Consider the following 16489-nt stretch of genomic DNA (forward strand, 5'->3'; position numbering starts at 1 on the left):
GCGCGGGCGGCGTGGGCGGCGCGGGTGGTGTGGTTGGCGCGGGCGGCGTGGGCGGCGCGGGTGGTGTGGTTAGCGCGGTCGGCGTGGGCGGCTCGGGTGGTGTGGTTAGCGCGGGCGGTGTGGGTGGGTCGGGTGGCGTGAGTGGTTTGGGGGTTGGGGGGTGGGTGGTGATGGGGCGGGACTGTAGGAGCCAGGGGGTGTTGGCGGTTATGGCCCATTCGATGTCTTGGGGGGTGCCGAAGGTGGTGGTGGCTTGGTGGGCGAGGGTGGCCAGGTGTACGGCGATGGGGTCGGTGAGGGTCGGCGTACGGCGTTGGGCGGTGGGGACCGGGCGGGTGACTAGGCGGGAGCCGTCGCGGATGAGGGTGGTGGGTTTGTCGGCGATTGTTCGGGTGACCTTGCCGTTGAGGATCTCGTAGCGGTCGGGGGTCACCCGGCCTTCGACGACGCTCGGGCCCAAGCCCCAGGATGCTTCGATCAGGGTTGGGCCGTCGGGCGAGGTGAACAGGACGCCGGAGACGTCCGCGTCGACGTGGCGCTGGATGATGACGGCCATCGAGGGGGTTGGGGAGCCTTTGCGGTACGCCGTTGCGCGCGGGGACCAGAGTGAGGCCCGGCAGGCTCGTACGGCGTCGACCACCGCGTCGATGCCCTGTACGCCGAGGAAGCTGTCGTACTGCCCGGCCGCGGACGCCGGTCCGGTGTCCTCGTCGGATGCCGACGACCGCACCGCGACCACCGGATCCCCCGCCTCTACCAACCACCTCGCCAACTCCACCACCTGCCCCGCAGTCAACTCCCCGCCGTCCCCGCCGTCCCCGCCGTCCCCGCCGTCCCCGGCAACCCTGGCAGCCCCAGCGGCCCTGGCAGCCCCAGCGGCCCTGGCGGCCCCAGCGGCCCTGGCGGCCCTGTGGTCCCCGCCGTCCCCGGCAGCCCTGGCGGCCCTGGCATCCCCGGCGTCCCTGGCGGCCCCGGTGGCATTGGCGGGGGTGGCGAGGGTGGCGAATGGGATGACTATGCCTTCGGGGACTGGGAGGTCGGCTTGTAGGAGGGTGGCCAGGGAGGCGGCTTTGGGGCCGCAGGTGGCGAGGGTGGCTCGAGAGAGCGGGATCAGCATCAGCCGGCTCCTATCAACGGAACGTTGACAATGTTTTGTTGACAACGTTTTGTTGATGATCCATTGTTTGGGCATGCGACGCAACCAGGACGCGGACCAGGTGCAGGCCGAGCGGCAGCGGGTGGCTCGGGAGCGGCTGCTGGCGAAGGGGGCCGATGGGTTGCCGTCACGGCCGTGGCGGCCGGCGCCGGTGCCGTTGTCGGCGGTGGATCTGACGCAGTTCGCGGCGTGGCGCGCCGGCGAGCTGGATGCGGACGAACTGCTGGCTGCGCTGGCGTTGTTGCCGGCGGCGCGGGCGGAGGTGGACGAGGTCGAGGCCGGGTTGTTGTTCATGGCAAGGAGTTCGGGCCTCACGTGGGCGGAGATGGCGGAGGCGATGGGGTTCAGTTCGCCGCAGGCGTGTCAGCAGCGGTTCAACCGGCTCGCGGCGCGGCAGGACGGGGTGTCGTGATGTTGCTCGTACTGCATGCCGTCCGGTTGCTCGGGTTCGCGCATACCCGGGCGGTCGCCGAGCGGTTCGGCCTGCCGGTCAAGTCCACCGAGGAGATGCTGCGAGACGCGGAAGCGCGCGGCTGGGTGGCGTACAGCAGCTTCGCCGGTACGGCGGGGTGGTCGCTGACGGAAGCCGGACGCACCGAGAACGAGCGCCGCCTGGCAGGCGAACTGACCGGCAGCACGAAAGTTGTGCAGCAGGTGTACGACGAGTTCCTGCCGCTCAACAAAATCTTGCAGCAGGCATGTACGGATTGGCAGCTGCGCCCGGTGGACGGAGATCCATTAGGGGTGAACGACCATTCGGACGCCGCATGGGACGCCGGAGTCCTGGACGAGTTGCGGGTATTGAGCGGCGCGCTCCACCCGCTGGTCAAACGGCTGACGGAAGCACTCCCACGGTTCCAGGGGTACGACGTACGGTTCGCGAACGCCCTCGAGCACGGCTGGGTGGACCGCAGTGACGTGGACTCGTGTCACCGGGTCTGGTTCGAACTGCACGAGGATCTGCTCGCGACGCTCGGGCTCAAGCGCTCCTAGTCGCGTCCAGGTACGCCGCACCACGCGGCGAGATCCGGTACCCGACCTCGAGACTGTAGGTCAGGCCAAGGTTCTTCAGCTTCCGAACGTCGAGCTTGAACGGCGCGGTCTCCCGCCCGACCGACGCGGCCAGGTCCGCGGCCCGGACGGCGGGCGTGCTCTCGATCAGCTGGAGCGTCTGCAGCGTCCACGGCCCGTGGTTGCTGAGGGCATCGAACCGGTCCAGCCGCTCCCGCAGGTCGGCCAGGTCAGCTGAAGACAACACCGACTGCGACGCCAGCTCGTCCCGCGGATCCGGCCCCTCGACCAGATGGAACCGGATCAGGTACGTCGGCAACGACTCGTCGCCCCGCAACCGCCGCCGTACGTCGCGGGCGTTCTGCCGATCGGCGAGCTCGAGGTCGGCGTCGGTGTCCGCGATCAGCTCCGGGTTCACCTGCCGGATGCTGTCCACCTCGATCCGCCCCGCGTTCGTCCGGTACACCCGCCCCTCGGCGACCCGCGGCTCCGCCCACCGCCGATAAGCGACAGTGATCCGCCCCGATGCGACCCCGTCCCGATCAGAACCAGCGAACAACATCCCTAGCTCCCCAATGCCTTCGCGACGATCGGCGCGAGCGCGCGCAGCGCCTTGCCCCGATGGCTGATCGCGTCCTTCTCCTCGATCGACAGCTCCGCCGTCGTCCGGTCGTACCCCTCAGCCTGGAACAGTACGTCGTACCCGAACCCGCCGGTCCCGCGCAGCTCGCGGATCACCGACCCGCGCATCTCGCCGAGGACCATCTCGTCCGGGCCGCCCGGCCGGACGAACGCGACCGCCGCCACGAACGACGCCCCGCGCCGCTCGTCCGGCACGTCCTCGAGCTGACCGAGCAGCAGCAGGTTGTTCGCGTGGTTGTCCTTCGCGGGCCCCGACCAGCGCGCCGACAGCACGCCGGGCATCCCGTTCAGCGCGTCCACGCAGATGCCGCTGTCGTCGGCGATCGACGGCAGGCCGGTCGCCTTCAGCGCCGCGTGTGCCTTCAGCAGCGCGTTCCCCTCGAACGTCGGCTCGGTCTCGGCCGGTTCGTCGTACGGCGGGACGTCGCCGAGCCCGAGCACCTCGATACCGGGCACGATCGGGGTCAGGATCCGCCGCAGCTCCTCGAGCTTCTTCTTGTTGTTCGAGGCAAGCAAAACCCGGCTCACGCGAGCGCCTCCTGCTGTGCCTTGGCCAGGTCCGCACAGCCGGCAACGCCCAACGAAAGCAGGCTGTCCAGCTCGGCGCGGTCGAACGGCGCGCCCTCGGCGGTTCCCTGGACCTCGATGAACTTCCCGTCGCCGGTGATCACCAGGTTCATGTCGGTCTCGGCCCGGACGTCCTCTTCGTAGCAGAGGTCGAGCATCGGCGTACCGTCGATGATCCCGACCGACACCGCGGACACCGTCCCGGTCAGCGGCTCGCTCTTCAGCAGCTTCCGGCCCCGCAGCCACGAGACGGCGTCGGCCAGCGCGACGTACGCGCCGGTGATCGCCGCGGTCCGGGTGCCGCCGTCGGCCTGCAGTACGTCGCAGTCCAGCAGGATGGTGTTCTCGCCGAGCGCCTTGTAGTCGATGACGGCCCGCAGCGAGCGTCCGATCAGCCGGGAGATCTCGTGGGTCCGGCCACCGATCTTGCCCTTCACGGACTCGCGGTCCGAGCGGGTGTTGGTGGCCCGCGGCAGCATCGCGTACTCGGCGCTGACCCAGCCGAGCCCGGAGCCCTTCCGCCAGCGCGGCACGCCCTCGGTCACGCTCGCCGCGCACAGCACGCGGGTCCGCCCGAACTCGACCAGCACCGAGCCCTCGGCGTGGTCGAGCCAGTTCCTGGTGATCGTCACCGGGCGGAGCTCGTCAGCATTACGTCCATCGATACGGGCCATGCCCCGACCCTATGCCTCGATGCGCCGCACCTCCGAATGCGACGAGGCCGGGAGGGCGAGCGGACCCGGCCGGGGGCGCGGCGGGCGGAGTTGGGTGAGGGCCATCCGGGCTGCCCACGGCACGAGGTCGTGGGCCCGGCGCCCGAGCCACGGGCCGCCCTCGCGCACCATCCAGACGGCGTCCGCCCACCTGCTCGGCGGCCGGGACGCGCAGTCCAGGTCCGGCGGTACGTCGATCCGTACGCCGCGGACCGCCAGCTCGTCCGCGAACGCCCGGGCCAGCTTGCGGTGCCCGCGCTCCCCCGGATGCAGCCGGTCGATGCTCCAGAAGTCCCGCCGGTACACCTCGGGGTAGTCGGCCATGTCCAGCCGGATCCCGCCGTACCGGGCGTGCAGGTCGTCGAAGGCGAGGTTCACCTGCTCGATCCGCTGCCACAGCGGCCGCCGCAGCCAGCGTGGCAGGCCGAACACCTTGCCGTGGTCGTGGAACCGGACGGTCAGCAGGACCGCACCGCGCGCGGTCAGGTGCTCCGCGCACTGGTACAGGTGTTCGCGGATCTGGCCCGCGTCGAAGGTGGACCGCAGCGTGTCGTTGACGCCGACGATCAGGGAGGCGATGTCGATCGGACCGTCACCGGTCGAGGGCAGTTGCTCGGTCGCGACGACCGGCACGGTGGCGCCGCTGGTCGCGAAGTTGGAGAACGTCACACGGTGGGAGCTGGCCAGGGAGTCGGCGAGCAGCGAGGCCCAGCCCCGCCACCCCTCGCCCGGGCGCGCACCGGCACCGGACAGGTCGGTCGTACTGCTGCCGTTCATCGGGTCCCCGACCCCTACGGTGGTCGAGTCCCCCAGTGCCACGTAGTGGAGGCTCACATTCCGCCATGGTGACGGTACGGAGCGATACCTCGATGTGCGGCGGGTGACGGGCAGCCCAATTCCAGAGAGAGGATCGGTGATTGATTGACAGAATTGCTCGGAGTTAGGCTGTTGCAAACAACTATGTGCAGGAGTTGCCTGGTATGACTGATCTTCGGTTTGGCGTCGTGGGCCTCGGCGCCCGCAGCCGCATCGCGCAGTACGCGCACCGTCCCGGCGAGGGCTCCGAGGTCGTGGCCCTCGCCGACCCGTCCGCGCCGCAGCGGGACGCGGCCCTCGAGCTGTACCCGGAGGCGACCGCCTACGTCGACCACACCGAACTGCTCGACCAGAAGCTCGACGGGGTGTTCCTGACCACGCCCGACGACCTGCACGAGGGTCCGGCCGTCGACTTCCTGCGAGCCGGCGTGAACGTCTTCGTGGAGAAGCCGCTGGCGATCACCACCGAGGGCTGCGACCGCGTGCTGCAGGCGGCGTACGACTCGGGCGCCCGGCTGTACGTCGGCCACAACATGCGGCACATGCCCGTCGTGCTGACGATGCGCAAGCTGATCCAGGACGGCGCCATCGGCGACGTGAAGGCGATCTGGTGCCGGCACTTCGTCGGCCACGGCGGCGACTTCTACTTCAAGGACTGGCATGCCGACCGCAGCCGGACCACTGGCCTGCTGCTGCAGAAGGGCGCGCACGACATCGACGTGATGCACTGGCTGGCCGGCGGCTACACGACCCGGGTGAACGCGATGGGCGCGCTCACGCTGTACGGCGGGATCACCGACCGCATGGACCGTTCGGGGCAGCGGTTCAAGGAATTCGTGTCCAGCGACAACTGGCCGCCGCTGGAGCAGAAGGGCCTGGCACCGGTGATGGACGTCGAGGACATCTCGCAGGTGAACCTGCTGCTCGACAACGGGGTCCTGATGAACTACGAGCAGTGCCACTTCACGCCGGACTACTGGCGCAACTACACGGTGATCGGCACCCACGGCCGGCTGGAGAACTTCGGTGACGGGCCGGGTGGCGTGGTGAAGGTCTGGAACAGCAGGCGCTCCGGATACCGCGAGGACGCCGACCAGGTGGTCGAGATCGAGGGCGACACCGAGAACCACGGCGGCGCCGATCCGCACCTGGTGGCGGAGTTCGTGAGCTTCGTCCGGGACGGCGGCGCGACCCTGACGTCCCCGGTCGCGGCCCGCGCCGCGGTGGCCGCCGGGTACGCCGCCACCCAGTCGCTGCGCGCCGACGGCGTACCGCAGGACGTGCCCGCTCTGGACCCGGCCCTGATCGAGTACTTCGACAACGGGCAGGCTCGCTGAGGATGCTAATCTCGTGGACGTGACCTGGTACGCCGCGATGCGAATGCTGAGCCCTCGATGCGGGAGGACCTCAGCGGCGTAGGCACGTGTGCTTGCAGCGAGAGGCCCCCGATGTCGGGGGCCTCTTCTCGTTCACCCGGAGCTGCGACCACCCTGGAGTGCCACATGATCACGTACATCACCGACTGTCACGACGGCAACGCCCGCGCCAGACTCAGCACCCGGATCGGCGCGCTGTTCGGGCAGTCCCCGACGATCGTCGCCGCCGACGGGCCCGATCCGGAGTCGTTCGCCGCGCTCACGCTGCTCGACTGCCTGATATCGCTGGATCTGCTCGGCGAGGAGGGCCACCCGACGATCACGTTGCTGAACATCGCGCCGCGGGACGGCGTCTGGCCGAACGGCGTACCGTTCTGTTTCTTCCACTACGGCAGGCATCTGGTCGTCAGTACGTTCAACACCCGCGTGCTGTCGCTGGTACGGCGTGAGCTCGGGATCGAGCAGGTCTTCGTCACCGACATCCGCGAGGCCGTGACGGCGGCCGGCTTCGGTACCGCGGACGTCGAGAAGATCGCCGGCACCCAGTTCCGCAGCCTCTGGTACGTCCCGCTGCTGGCGAAGTGGGTCGCCGACGGCCGTCCGGTCCCCGCGACCGCGACCGCCGTACCGGAACTGGCCGACACCGATCCGGTGGTCGCGCACGTCGACAACTTCGGCAACTGCAAGCTCGACCGGAGCCTCGACCTGGTCCTCGGCAGCACGCTTCCCGTTGCCCAGCGCAACGATGACGGCAGTACGACGATCGTCGACGTGACCTGTTACCCGCACCTGACCGCCGTACCGCGAAACGCACCAGGCCTCGTCCCCGGCAGCTCCGGCACCGCCTTCACCGAACTGGTCATCCGCGGCGGCTCAGCGGCTGCCGCCTTCGGCCTGCGCCCCGGCGACCCAGTCCTGGAACCCGTCAGCGCCCAGGTGGCCTAGGACTCCAGCGAGAAGGCGGTCAGGTGGTCGAAGGCTGCGTCCATTGTTTTCAGGTATTCCGGGAGCGGGGCGTCGACGGCCAGGAACTCGTACGTCGCCATGATCACGCCGACGACCGCGCCGGCCCAGGCGCGGATCGCGAAGTCGTCGGCGGGGCGCCCGGTGCGTTCGGCGGCGAGGGTGGCGAGCAGGTCGATGCCGCCGTACAGCTGGTCGAGCATCCGGACCCGGAGTTCGGGCACGCTCATCACGAGCCGCTGGCGCTCGGACTCCAGCGCCCACTCGTCCTCGGTCAGCACGTCCAGGCTCTGCCGGATCGCCGCCCGGAGCGCCTCGGTCGGGTGCATGCCGGCCGGCTGGCCGCGGAACAGCTCGATCATCAGCGGGTCCAGCCGGTCGAAGACGATCGTGTCCTCCTTGGTCGGGAAGTACCGGAAGAACGTGGCCGGCGACACCTCGGCCGCCGCGGCGATCTCCTGGACCGTCGTCTCGGCGTACCCCTGGTCCCGGAACAGCCGCAGCGCGTGCTCCTGGATCGCCGCCCTGGTCTTCGCCTTCTTCCGCTCCCGCAAACCACTCATACCTCGATTGTGGCCTCTTCCCGGACGACAGCAGGTGTACGGCGGGGCAGAAACGCCAGCGCGAGCACGATCGATACCGCCGCGAGGCCGCTGCACGCCCAGAGCGTCACGTCCATGCCGTGCACGAACGCCGCGCGGGCGGACCGGGTCAGCGCCGGCGAACCCAAGGCGATCGCCGCGGACGCGCTGTCACGGGCGACGTGCGCTGCCGCGGGTGGGAGACCGCTCACGTCCAGGTGACTGCGGTACGCCGCATTCAGCACCGTACCGAGGATCGCGACCCCGAGCGTGCCGCCGACCTGCCGGGACGCCTGGATCAGCGCGGATCCCGAACCGCTCCGGTCCAGCGGCAGAGCGGCGAGCGCCAGCCCGTTCATCGGCGGCAGCGTGAACCCGATGCTGAGCCCGACCAGGCTGACCCAGATCGCGGTGAATCCGTACCCGTCACTCACCTTCGTCAACGCACCGATCGCCAGCCCGACCAGCATCAGCCCGAACCCGAACACCACCGCCACCCGCGCGCCCGCCTTCTCCAGCAGGCGTTCCGCGACCTTCGCGCCGATCAGCATCCCGCCGATGATCGGCAGCAGCCGCAGCCCGGCCTGGAACGCGTCCGCGCCCTGCACCGCCTGGGACAGCTGCGGCAGGACGAACAGCAACCCGACCAGTGCGAACGACGCCAGCGTCGCGAGCACCGTGCCCCAGGTGAACCCCGCCGACCGGAACAACGACAGCTCGATCAACGGATCCGCCGTACGCCGGGCCCACGCCCAGAACGCGACCAGCAGCACCAGCCCGGCCGCGATCCCGCCGACCGCCCACGCCGAGCCCCACCCGTGCTCCCCCGCCGCGATGAACCCGTACGTCAGCGCCACCAGCCCCGCCGCGGTCAGCAGGATCCCCGGTACGTCGATCCGCCGCGCCCGGTGGCCGGCCGTCCTCGGGATCAGTACGGCGACCGCGACCAGCCCGACCGCGACCAGCGGCACGTTGATCAGGAACACCGAGCCCCAGCGGTAGTGGTCGAGCAGCCAGCCGCCGAGCAGCGGGCCGAGCGGGATGCCGATCGAGTTCGCCATCAGCCAGATCGTCATCGCGCGCTGCCGCTCCCCGGGCGCGAACAGGATGTTCAGCAGCGACATCGAGAGCGGGATCAGGAACGCGGACCCGATCCCGAGCGCCGCCCGGCCCGCGATCAGCTGCCCCGGAGTCTGCGCGAACGCGCAGGCCGCCGACGCCAGCCCGAACACCACCAACGCCCCGAGCATCAGCCGCTTCGGCCCGAACCGGTCGCCGAGCAGCCCGGCCGGGAGCAGCAGCGACGCGAGCACCAGCGTGTACGCGTTCGCGAACCACTGCAGCTGACTGGTGGACGCCTTCAGATCGGTCGCGAGCGTCGGCAGCGCGACGTTCAGCACGGTCAGGTCCAGCCCGATCACGATCAGGCTGACCGACATCGCCCCCAGGGCCCACCACCGACGCGGATCCAGCATGACGACCACCTTTCTGAGATCAACTCTAATTTGAGAGTAGATCTCAGAATTGCGATCTGTCTAGCCGACGGCGGCGCGCAACACCTCCCGGACGAGCTCCGGCTGCTCCAGCCACGGCGAGTGACCGGCGGCCGGGATCAGGTGGAAGGTGTGGTTCGGGACGTGATCGGCGAGGTCGCGGACGGCCCAGGACGGGCGCGGGTCGCCGTCGCCGTGGATGAACGTGACAGGCGCCTGGATCGACGCCGCACGGGCCTTGAACTCGTCATCGGTCAACCGCCCCGTCGCCCCCAGCGCGCGGTTGGCGGCGAAGTTGATCGGGAGGTCGACGGACGCGCTCCGGTACGCCCACTCCATCGCGCGCTCGGTGTCCGCGTGGTCGGTGAACCAGGACAGCGCGCGGAACTCGGTCTCCTCGGCCGGCGTCCGTTGCCGGCCGGACAGCTCGTCCAGCCGGGCGTCCTGTTCCGGCGTGATCCGGCGCGCGCGTTCCTCGCGGTACGCCGTCCGCCAGTCGCCGACCCCGACGCCGTCGACGTACACGACGCCGGCCACGTGATCGCCGTACGACATCGCATAGACCATCGCCAGCGAGGCGCCGAACGAGTGGCCGAGGACGACGATCCGCTCGTGGCCGAAGTACGCGCGGAGCTCGTCGATGTCCTGCGCGAGGCGGTCCATCGTCTGCGTGTCGGACGGACCCGAGCGACCGCACCCGCGCTGGTCGAAGCGGTGCACGACGGTCAGGTCGTCGAGCATCTCCGCGAGTACTTCGTGGTCGTCCCAGAGCCCCGGACCGCCGTGCAGGATCACGACCGGCGGGCGCGCCGGCTCCGCACTGGCCGTACCGGTCGTTGCGGTCCACAACCGCACGCCGTCAGATGTCGAAAACGGCATGCGGGGTAGCGATCTCGACCGGTCCGGAGAAGGTACGGCGGGCGTGCTCGGCCTGCGTCGCGCGGTCGTACCACGGCGGCACGTGGGTGATCACGAGCCGTTTCACCCCGGCTCGTTTGGCGTGCTCACCGGCGTCCGACGGGGTGAGGTGCAGGTCGGTGGGGTTGTGCGGGTCGTTGTCCTGCAAGGCCGCTTCGGACAGCAGTACATCGGCGCCCCGGGCAAGCTCCACCAGCGCGTCGTTGGGCCCGGTGTCGCCGGTGTAGACGAGCGACTTGTCGCCGTACTCGACCCGGATCGCGTACGCCGGGACCGGGTGCACCATCGGCGCGGTGCGGATCGTGAACGGCCCGATCAGCTGTTCCTCCTGCCAGGCATGGAATTCCAGCTCCTCCTCCATCCCGGGATCGAGCGGCAGGTCGTACGCCAGCGCCATCCGTGCCGACGTACCGGGCGGGCCGAAGACAGGGATCCGCGGGATCGGCGAGCCGGGCGCGTAGCGCGCCGCGACGTACAGGCCGCAGAGGTCCATGCAGTGGTCGGGATGCAGGTGGGACAGGCCGATCGCCCCGATCTCCGGGACCGCGAGGTGCCGCTGGAGCGAACCGAGCGCGCCGCTGCCGAGGTCGAGAACCAGGTTGAACCCGTCGGCGGTGACCAGATAGCTCGAGGCGGCCGAGTCCGGTCCGGGCACGGACCCGGAGCAACCGATCACGGTGAGCTTCATACCTGAAACCCTACCGGCGAGTTGGTTGCCGCGCAGGACGATTCAGGTCACATCGTCAACGTACCCAGGCGAACTGGTCCACGACTCCCAGCGCCGGGCCGAGGAACCGGGAGCCGATCGCGGCGAATTCCGCCGGGTTGCCGGTGGTCACGAAACGGTGCTCCGGCACCGGAAGGTCGTCGGGGCGCAGCAGGTTCGCCTTGGTGAGCACGGAGTACACGTCCTTCGCGCACTCCTCCGCGCTGCTGACCAGCGTGACGCTGTCGCCCATCACGTACGAGATGACGCCGGTGAGCAACGGATAGTGGGTGCACCCGAGGATCAGCGTGTCGACGCCGGCCTCGACCAGGGGGTCCAGGTACTCGTGCGCGGCCTCGAGCAGCTCCGGCCCGGACGTCACGCCCGACTCGACGAAGTCCACAAACTGCGGGCAGGCCCGGGTGAACAGCTCCACCTGCGGCGCGGCCGCGAACCCGTCCTCGTAGGCCAGCGACTGCGCGGTCGCCTTCGTACAGATCACGCCGACGCGCTGGTTGCGGGTCGCGGCAACGGCCCGCCGGGCGGCCGGCAGGATCACCTCGACGACCGGTACGTCGTACCGCTCGCGGGCGTCGCGCAGCATCGCGGCGCTCGCCGAGTTGCAGGCGATCACCAGCATCTTCACGCCGGCGTCGACCAGGTGGTCGAGGCACTCGAGCGCGTACTCGCGGACCTCGGCGATCGGCTTCGGGCCGTACGGCTGCCGCGCGGTGTCCCCGAGGTACAGGATCGGTTCGTGCGGCAACTGGTCGAGCACCGCGCGGGCGACGGTGAGTCCCCCGAAACCTGAGTCGAAGATCCCCACCGGTGCGTCAGCCACGAGAAGAGCTTATACAGGTCCGCGGGCGGGCAGATCAGAAGCCAGCCTTACCTAAGCCTCATGAACGACACGCCGGAGTTGTCCACATCTTTACGATATGGAATTGCCTTTTCGCGTGATGCACGCCACTCTGGAGCGATGTTTGCTCGACCGCCCCTCGTGATGCCATGACACTTCTGCATCACCTAGCGGTGACCCTGAACACCACCGCCGCACCAACTCCGCAGCCCGACCACGTCGCTGTCGCAGGACAAGCGGCGAGCCAGAGTGCGGAGTCGAACAACGGCACAGCCGCGGACGTCGCGTCCTCGATCGGACCGATGGGCCTGCTGCTGTTGCTGCTGATGGCGACTGCCGTCGTGTACGTCGTCTCGCTGTCGCTGCACCCGAATGCCAAGTGCAACAGGTGCAAGGGTGCCGGCCGGCACCACGGCAGCATCTTCAGTTACGCCCAGCGCCCCTGCAGCAGCTGCAAGGGCCGCGGGGTCCACCCGCGACTCGGCCGCCGAGTCCTGTTCAAAGAACCGTAGGATGACCTAACCCCTGCAACAGGTGCCCAAGGCAACAATCGGGTACCGCCTGGTCCGGCACTCCGCCCGCCGGTCCGGCTCACGCCCGATCGCTCAGGCCCAGAGCTGACCTTCGAGACGGTCCTCGGCCTCGTCGATCGTGCCCTCGTACGCGCCGGTGGACAGGTACTTCCAGCCGCCGTCCGCGACCACGAAGGCGATGTCGGCCTGCTCGCCGTCCCGCACGCACTTGGCCGCCTGGCCGAGCGCCGCGTGCAGGATCGCGCCGGTCGAAATGCCGGCGAAGATGCCCTCGTTGTCGAGCAGTTCGCGGACCCGGCGGACGGCGTCCCGCGGCCCGACCGAGAAGCGCGCGTCGATCAGCGTCGCGTCGTACAGCTCGGGGACGAAGCCCTCGTCGAGGTTGCGCAGGCCGTAGACGAGTTCGCCGTACCGCGGCTCGGCGGCGACGATCTTCACCTCCGGCTTGTGCTCACGGAAGAACCGGCCGGCGCCCATCAGCGTGCCGGTGGTGCCGAGGCCGGCGACGAAGTGCGTGACCGACGGCAGGTCGGCGAGGATCTCCCGCGCGGTGCCGTCGTAGTGCGCGAGCGCGTTCGACGGGTTGCCGTACTGATAGAGCATCACCCAGTCCGGGTGCTCCTCCGCGACCTGCTTGGCGACTCGGACCGCTTCGTTGGACCCACCCGCGGCCGGCGACGAGATGATCTCGACGCCCCACATCCGGAGGATCTGCCGGCGCTCCTCGGAGGTGTTCTCCGGCATCACGCAGACCATCCGGTACCCGCGCAGCTTGGCGGCCATCGCCAGCGAGATGCCGGTGTTGCCCGACGTCGGCTCGAGGATCGTGTTGCCCGGGCGCAGCCGGCCGTCCTTCTCGGCGTCCAGCAGCATCCGCAGCGCCGCCCGGTCCTTGATCGAACCGGTCGGGTTGTGGTCCTCCAGCTTCGCCCACAGCCGTACGTCGCCCGACGGCGACAGCTTGGGCAGCCCGACCAGCGGCGTACCGCCGACCGAGTCGAGCAGGCTGTCGAAACGCATCAGACTGTGCTTACCGAGCCGCCGGCGACGGCGGGAAGTACGACCACCACGTCGCCGTCCTTGACCTCGGTCTTCAGGCCGCCGGTGAAGCGCACGTCCTCGTCGTTCACGTAGACGTTCACGAACCGGCGCAGCTCCTCCGGGTCGCCCTCCACGATGCGCTCCTTGAGGCCCGGGTGGTTGCCGTTCACGTCGTCGATGAACGCGGCCAGGTCCGCGCCGTCGCCGGTGACCGCCTTCGCCCCGCCGGTGTAGGTGCGCAGGATCGTCGGCACGCGCAGCTCGATCGCCATCTCAGTCTTCTCCTTCAAAGGTTTCTGTATAGGAACCAACCACGCGTACTTCTTCTTCCGTGACCTCGCCGTCGACGATCCGGTACGACCGGAACTCGACCGGCCCGTCGTACGCCGGGTCGTCCGCGCCGTCCCGGGTCGACACCAGGACGTAGTGCGCCCCCGGCTCCTGGGCGAGGTTGATGTCGGTCCGCGACGGGTACGCCTCGGTGGCGGTGTGCGAGTGGTAGATCACCACCGGCTCCTCGTCGCGCTCGTCCATCTCCTTGTACAGCCGGAGCAGGTCGCCGGAGTCGAACTCGTAGAACGTCGGCGACATCGCGGCATTCAGCATCGGCACGAACCGGGTAGCCCGCCCCGACCCGACCGCACCCGCCACCACCCCGCACGCCTCGTCCGGATGATCCTTCCGCGCATGCGCAACGATCGCGTCGTACGCCGCCTCCTCGATGACCAGCACAACTCCACGGTAGTTGCCCGAACCGCCCCACCCCGCCGACCGCGGTCTGCGTCCAGATGCTGGGATGGTTTCGGAGGGTAGTTGGATGTGATACTGAGTGACATGAGGGGATTGCGGAAGTACTGGGGCTATCTGCTGTTCTTCGCACTCATCACCACAGCTTGGACGTGGAAGCTCGGTCCGGCTGTGCTGGTCGCCGGCTGGGCGCTGGTGATGGCGTACTTCCTGTTCCAGGCGCCGGTGTACTGCGGCGCCGACACACGCGCAGGACAGCTGTGTCGCAACAACTCGAGCGGGATCTTGATGGGCTGCAGCTACCGCCAGCACAAGTGGCAGAAGCTGAAGCTGGCCTTCGTCCCACGGCGCTGGCGGGAGCTGAACAAGGGCCTGTGGGTCAGCGGCAGCAAGATCCTCGCGACACTCGGCGCGATTGTCGCCATCGTCTCAGGGGTGGTGAGTACGACGCTCGCGGTCGTCAAACCCTGACCTACCAGCGGTCGTGGATCTCCGGCTTGATCAGGGCGTCGTACGTCTGCCGGACCGCGTCGAGGCGGTCCGGGGTGAGCGGGGCGAGGGTGGCGGCGGAGATGTTGGCGGCGACCTGCTGCGGGTTGCGGGCGCCGGGGATGACTGCTGAGACGCCTGGTTGGTCGAGGATCCAGCGGAGGGCGAACTGGGCCATTGTGGTGCCGGTGGGGAGCCAGGGCATCAGGCGGCGGACTGCTTCGAGGCCGGTGGTGAAGTCGAGGCCGGAGAAGGTTTCGCCGACGTCGAAGGCCTCGCCGTGGCGGTTGTAGGTGCGGTGGTCGTCGGCGGCGAACCTGGTGTGCTCGTCGTACTTGCCCGACAGCAGCCCGCTGGCGAGCGGGACGCGGGCGATGATGCCGACGCCGGCGGCGCGGGCGGCGGGGAGGACCTCGTCGAGCGGCTTCAGGCGGAACGCGTTCAGGATGATCTGGACGGTCGCCACGTTCGGGCGGGCGATCGCGGTCAGCGCCTCCGCGCACGTCTCGACGCTCACGCCGTACGCCGCGATCCGGCCCTCGTCGACGAGCGTGTCGAGCGCGTCGAAGACCGCGTCCTTCGAGTACACCGGCGTCGGCGGGCAGTGCAGCTGGACCAGGTCGATGGTGTCGACGCCGAGGTTCCGCCGGGAGCGGTCGTTCCAAGCGCGGAAGTTCTCCAGCGTGTAGTTCTCCGGGACCTGCTCGACCCGGCGCCCCATTTTGGTCGCCACGGTCAGCCCGCCGATACCGTCCGACGCAGCCGACGAAAGCACCTGCCCGACGAGCCGCTCGCTGCGCCCGTCGCCGTACACGTCCGCGGTGTCGACGAAGGTCACCCCGCCGTCGATCGCCGCCCGCAGTACGGCGAGCGCGTCGCCCTCGTCGACCGCGCCCCAGTCCGCCCCGAGCTGCCACGCCCCGAGCCCGACCACACCCACATCCCGCCCGGTCCGCCCGAGCCGCCGCGTCTCCATGCGGCCAACCCTAGAACCTCCCCTCCACCGGCCCGCCGTTTCGGAGGTTGACCCGGCGCATTGCCCCGTCCCAGCTCGCATGCGACCAGTGAACGGGCAACTTCAGCGGTTAACCTCAGAAACGTTCGGGGCGGGCGGGGTCAGCGCATGTTGTGCAGCAGGGCGGACTGCAGGTAGCCGAGCCAGTCGTACAGGTCGTACGTCAGCCGCCGCGGGTCGTCGTCGTCGAGTTTCTCCCAGGTGGCGTAGTCGTCCTCGTCCTTGATGTCGAGACGGGTGCCGATCGCCAGCCGCAGGTCGTTCAGCGCGCGCAACCAGGCCAACTGCTCGTCCGGCTCCAGCGCGATCTCGTCGGCGCCGGACTCCTCCAGCGCGGACAGCACCCGCTTCGCGTCGGTGACCTTCCCCTCGCGCAGCCCGCGCTCGGTGAACCGGCGGAACTCCGCCGACGCCTGGTCGTCCTGCTTGTACGCGTCCGGCAGCAGCCGCTGCAGTACGACGTCCTCCGGCGGCGAGGTCGGGCCGTCGTTGTCGCTGAGCAGCGCCTCCAGCGGATCCGCGGGAGTGGTGGTGCGCGGCGGCAACCCGTCGTACAGCAGCTCGACCAGGTTCCGCAGGAGGTTCGCCAGGATGTCTGCCTCGTGCTCGGCGAAGCTGACGACGACCGTCTTGCGGCGCTTGCGGAACCGCGTCACGACTTCTCGCAGGTGGCCCAGAGGCCGTAGGAGTGCATGGCTTCCACGTCGCGTTCCATTGCTTCCCGATTGCCGTTCGACACCGCCGACTTGCCCTCCGAGTGCACCTGCATCATCAGCTTCTCGGCCTTCGACTTGGAGTAGCCGAAGTACGTCTGGAAGACGAACGTGACGTAGTCCATCAGGTTGACCGGATCGTTCCAGACG

General features: G+C 69.4%; 22 protein-coding genes. 6 read left to right on the forward strand and 16 right to left on the reverse strand.

Annotation, left to right across the window (positions count from 1 at the left end):
* On the reverse strand, positions 1–772 hold a 772-nt coding region (locus tag VFF46_RS40105; protein WP_325042515.1), incomplete at its 3' end, for a PEP/pyruvate-binding domain-containing protein.
* Between the two features lie 418 nt (positions 773–1190).
* Between VFF46_RS40105 and VFF46_RS40110 the strand changes: the two genes are divergently transcribed.
* Together VFF46_RS40110 and VFF46_RS40115 are read left to right on the forward strand one after the other, a co-directional pair.
* The gene (locus tag VFF46_RS40110) at positions 1191–1568 is read left to right on the forward strand and encodes a hypothetical protein (RefSeq protein WP_325042516.1); all 378 of its coding nucleotides are present in this window, start codon (positions 1191–1193) and stop codon (positions 1566–1568) included.
* Positions 1568–2149, forward strand: coding sequence for a transcriptional regulator (locus VFF46_RS40115; protein ID WP_325042517.1), 582 nt, complete (start codon positions 1568–1570; stop codon positions 2147–2149). The genes VFF46_RS40110 and VFF46_RS40115 overlap by 1 nt, the downstream gene beginning before the upstream one ends.
* Here VFF46_RS40115 and VFF46_RS40120 read toward each other — a convergent pair.
* The 4 genes from VFF46_RS40120 to VFF46_RS40135 are packed head-to-tail and all read right to left on the reverse strand — an operon-like array spanning position 2136 to position 4923.
* Positions 2136–2729 carry a hypothetical protein gene (locus VFF46_RS40120; protein ID WP_325042518.1) on the reverse strand — a complete coding sequence of 198 codons (594 nt, stop codon included), beginning with the start codon at positions 2727–2729 and terminating at the stop codon, positions 2136–2138. The genes VFF46_RS40115 and VFF46_RS40120 overlap by 14 nt on opposite strands.
* 2 nt (positions 2730–2731) lie before the next feature.
* A complete protein-coding gene (rdgB, locus tag VFF46_RS40125; protein WP_325042519.1) occupies positions 2732–3337 on the reverse strand; it encodes an RdgB/HAM1 family non-canonical purine NTP pyrophosphatase in 606 nt (201 codons plus the stop codon).
* Entirely contained in the window at positions 3334–4050 is a 717-nt protein-coding gene (gene rph / locus VFF46_RS40130; protein WP_325042520.1) for a ribonuclease PH, read from the reverse strand. Before rph ends, rdgB begins: the two co-directional genes overlap by 4 nt.
* Positions 4051–4059: 9 nt before the next feature.
* A complete protein-coding gene (locus VFF46_RS40135; protein WP_325042521.1) occupies positions 4060–4923 on the reverse strand; it encodes an SGNH/GDSL hydrolase family protein in 864 nt (287 codons plus the stop codon).
* 146 nt (positions 4924–5069) lie between these two features.
* Between VFF46_RS40135 and VFF46_RS40140 the strand changes: the two genes are divergently transcribed.
* Together VFF46_RS40140 and VFF46_RS40145 are read left to right on the forward strand one after the other, a co-directional pair.
* Complete coding sequence (locus tag VFF46_RS40140) at positions 5070–6242, forward strand: Gfo/Idh/MocA family oxidoreductase (protein WP_325042522.1); 1173 nt, start codon at positions 5070–5072, stop codon at positions 6240–6242.
* A 165-nt stretch (positions 6243–6407) separates the two neighbouring features.
* Positions 6408–7226 (forward strand): SAM hydroxide adenosyltransferase, encoded by an 819-nt coding sequence (locus VFF46_RS40145; protein ID WP_325042523.1) that lies wholly within the window; start codon positions 6408–6410, stop codon positions 7224–7226.
* On the opposite strand, the gene VFF46_RS40150 is transcribed toward VFF46_RS40145, so the two are convergent.
* The 5 genes from VFF46_RS40150 to murI are packed head-to-tail and all read right to left on the reverse strand — an operon-like array spanning position 7223 to position 11783.
* Complete coding sequence (locus VFF46_RS40150) at positions 7223–7807, reverse strand: TetR family transcriptional regulator (RefSeq protein WP_325042524.1); 585 nt, start codon at positions 7805–7807, stop codon at positions 7223–7225. The two genes, VFF46_RS40145 and VFF46_RS40150, sit on opposite strands and share 4 nt — an antisense overlap.
* A complete protein-coding gene (locus VFF46_RS40155) occupies positions 7804–9300 on the reverse strand; it encodes a DHA2 family efflux MFS transporter permease subunit (RefSeq protein ID WP_325042525.1) in 1497 nt (498 codons plus the stop codon). The genes VFF46_RS40150 and VFF46_RS40155 overlap by 4 nt, the downstream gene beginning before the upstream one ends.
* Positions 9301–9360: 60 nt before the next feature.
* On the reverse strand, positions 9361–10197 hold the full coding sequence (locus VFF46_RS40160; protein WP_325042526.1) for an alpha/beta fold hydrolase: 837 nt from the start codon (positions 10195–10197) through the stop codon (positions 9361–9363).
* Positions 10178–10924, reverse strand: a complete 747-nt coding sequence (locus VFF46_RS40165; protein ID WP_325042527.1) for an MBL fold metallo-hydrolase — start codon at positions 10922–10924, stop codon at positions 10178–10180. Before VFF46_RS40165 ends, VFF46_RS40160 begins: the two co-directional genes overlap by 20 nt.
* Positions 10925–10979: 55 nt before the next feature.
* The gene (murI, locus tag VFF46_RS40170; protein ID WP_325042528.1) at positions 10980–11783 is read right to left on the reverse strand and encodes a glutamate racemase; all 804 of its coding nucleotides are present in this window, start codon (positions 11781–11783) and stop codon (positions 10980–10982) included.
* Positions 11784–11950: 167 nt separating this feature from the next.
* Between murI and VFF46_RS40175 the strand changes: the two genes are divergently transcribed.
* Positions 11951–12313 carry a hypothetical protein gene (locus VFF46_RS40175; protein WP_325042529.1) on the forward strand — a complete coding sequence of 121 codons (363 nt, stop codon included), beginning with the start codon at positions 11951–11953 and terminating at the stop codon, positions 12311–12313.
* 93 nt (positions 12314–12406) lie between these two features.
* Here the strand turns inward: VFF46_RS40175 and VFF46_RS40180 are convergent, their stop codons facing one another.
* The 3 genes from VFF46_RS40180 to VFF46_RS40190 are packed head-to-tail and all read right to left on the reverse strand — an operon-like array spanning position 12407 to position 14107.
* Positions 12407–13357, reverse strand: coding sequence for a cysteine synthase family protein (locus VFF46_RS40180; protein WP_325042536.1), 951 nt, complete (start codon positions 13355–13357; stop codon positions 12407–12409).
* The gene (locus tag VFF46_RS40185) at positions 13354–13647 is read right to left on the reverse strand and encodes a MoaD/ThiS family protein (RefSeq protein ID WP_325042530.1); all 294 of its coding nucleotides are present in this window, start codon (positions 13645–13647) and stop codon (positions 13354–13356) included. Before VFF46_RS40185 ends, VFF46_RS40180 begins: the two co-directional genes overlap by 4 nt.
* Position 13648: 1 nt before the next feature.
* The gene (locus tag VFF46_RS40190; RefSeq protein ID WP_325042531.1) at positions 13649–14107 is read right to left on the reverse strand and encodes a M67 family metallopeptidase; all 459 of its coding nucleotides are present in this window, start codon (positions 14105–14107) and stop codon (positions 13649–13651) included.
* Positions 14108–14209: 102 nt separating this feature from the next.
* Between VFF46_RS40190 and VFF46_RS40195 the strand changes: the two genes are divergently transcribed.
* Complete coding sequence (locus tag VFF46_RS40195; RefSeq protein ID WP_325042532.1) at positions 14210–14593, forward strand: hypothetical protein; 384 nt, start codon at positions 14210–14212, stop codon at positions 14591–14593.
* A gap of 1 nt (position 14594) precedes the next feature.
* Here VFF46_RS40195 and VFF46_RS40200 read toward each other — a convergent pair whose 3' ends face one another.
* From VFF46_RS40200 to clpS, 3 genes are all read right to left on the reverse strand, one after another.
* Positions 14595–15587, reverse strand: coding sequence for an aldo/keto reductase (locus VFF46_RS40200; RefSeq protein ID WP_325042533.1), 993 nt, complete (start codon positions 15585–15587; stop codon positions 14595–14597).
* A gap of 140 nt (positions 15588–15727) precedes the next feature.
* Positions 15728–16282, reverse strand: a complete 555-nt coding sequence (locus tag VFF46_RS40205; protein ID WP_325042534.1) for a DUF2017 domain-containing protein — start codon at positions 16280–16282, stop codon at positions 15728–15730.
* The coding region (gene clpS, locus VFF46_RS40210) for an ATP-dependent Clp protease adapter ClpS (protein WP_325042535.1) at positions 16279–16489 on the reverse strand (211 nt) is incomplete at its 5' end. The genes clpS and VFF46_RS40205, both read right to left, overlap by 4 nt.

It is taken from the genome of Kribbella sp. (assembly GCF_035655035.1).
GTDB lineage: Bacteria > Actinomycetota > Actinomycetes > Propionibacteriales > Kribbellaceae > Kribbella.